Below are 947 nucleotides of genomic sequence, written 5' to 3'. Positions count from 1 at the left end.
TAGGGCGTGTCTCCCAATAGTCGAGCCCTTGGGCTGAAACGCTGCGGGGGTGTCGCGTACTGCCGTGCTGACGGATGCCCAGTGGGAGTTGATCGAGCCGTTGATGCCGTCCTCGGGCGGGCGCCGGGGTCGGCCGTTCCGGGACCACCGGATGGTGGTCGAGGGCATCGTCTACCGCTACCGGGTCGGCATCCCGTGGCGGGACCTGCCCGAGTGCTTCGGGCCGTGGCAGACGGTCTGGAAGCGGCACCGCCGCTTCAGCGGGGACGGCACCTGGGACAAGGTCCTCACCGCGCTGCTCGCTCACGCGGATGGGGCTGGCCTGATCGACTGGGAGGTGTCGGTGGACTCCACGATCAACCGTGCCCACCAGCACGCCACGAACCTGCCCCGGGACACAGGGGGACCTGTCGAATTACACGAATCTGCGCCAGGAGCCGCCTGATCACGCCATCGGCCGCTCCCGGGGCGGGCTGAGCACGAAGATCCATCACCTGTGCGACGGGAACATGCGCCCGCTGGTGATGCTGCTTGGCCCCGGCCAGGGCGGGGACTCCCCGATGTTCGAGCACGTCTTGAACGCCGTGAGCGTGCCCCGCCTCGGGGCCGGTCGGCCTCGCACGACCCCGGTGCGGGCGATGGCCGATAAGGCCTACTCCTCCAAGGCGAACCGGGCGCTGCTGCGCCGGCGCGGCATCCAGGCCGTCATCCCCGAACGCTCCGACCAGGTCGCCAACCGCAAGCGCCGCGGGTCCACGGGAGGCCGGCCGGTGACCTACGACAAAGAGGCTTACAAGCGGCGCAACGTCGTCGAGCGCTCCTTCAACGTCTTCAAGCAGTGGCGCGCCCTGGCCACCCGCTACGACAAGCTCGCCCTGACCTACCGCGGCGGCGTCGTCCTGCGCGCCATCACCATCTGGCTCAAGGCATTAAGAGACACGCCCTAG

At 69.2% G+C, this 947-nt stretch carries 1 protein-coding gene; it reads left to right on the top strand.

Annotation, left to right across the window (positions count from 1 at the left end; all coding sequences use genetic code 11):
• The first annotated feature begins 49 nt into the window (after positions 1–49).
• Positions 50–947, top strand: a protein-coding gene (locus ABD774_RS21520; RefSeq protein WP_345045832.1) for an IS5 family transposase whose coding sequence is annotated in 2 segments (ribosomal slippage) — positions 50–409 and positions 411–947 — 897 coding nt in all. Because the reading frame shifts where the segments join, the coding sequence is not laid out codon by codon here.

Source organism: Georgenia daeguensis (assembly GCF_039537705.1).
GTDB lineage: Bacteria > Actinomycetota > Actinomycetes > Actinomycetales > Actinomycetaceae > Georgenia > Georgenia daeguensis.
The sequence above is the reverse complement of the archived record's forward strand: the minus strand, read 5'-3'. Positions and strand labels throughout refer to the sequence as shown.